This is a genomic window from Rhizobium centroccidentale, from assembly GCF_030182565.1.
Lineage (GTDB): Bacteria > Pseudomonadota > Alphaproteobacteria > Rhizobiales > Rhizobiaceae > Rhizobium.
The window spans coordinates 1-383 of the sequence record NZ_JAQJCG010000072.1 but is presented as its reverse complement, the minus strand read 5'-3'; the positions used below and the strand labels follow the sequence as shown (position 1 = coordinate 383).

The following is a 383-nucleotide window of genomic DNA, read 5'->3' as shown; positions in this document are numbered from 1 at the left end:
GCCAGCGCCATATGCGTCGCAGATGCGGACGTATTCGAGCGGTTCCGGCTCGGCAGCAACGATAGCGTCGGCTGCCTGAGCGCCAGAAACTGCTGCCAGAGCAGCAGCGGAGCCGAGAAGAAGGCTCTTGATATTCATTTTTTCTCCAATCGATTTGCCGGATCGGAACGCAGCCGGAGGTTTTCCGCCACGTTCATCAATTCGGGGTTCCCTCTTACCGAAAGCCCGGAAGACTTTCGTGCTGGCACGCTAGCGGGGCTTTTGATGCATCGGAATAGAATAATTTGAAGTTATAAAGTAATTATCGTCATAAATCGGTCAAAGATGCAAAAATACACCATAAAATCACGCGATCTTAGTATGTATATGAAGTATATTAGAAT

1 protein-coding gene is annotated in these 383 nt (G+C 48.8%); it reads right to left on the bottom strand.

The window, feature by feature from the left end; translation table 11 throughout:
- Nucleotides 1-138, bottom strand: a 138-nt coding sequence (locus tag PH562_RS30680; RefSeq protein WP_285177650.1) for a porin, incomplete at its 3' end; no start/stop codon positions are given.
- Between the last annotated feature and the right edge of the window lie 245 nt (nucleotides 139-383).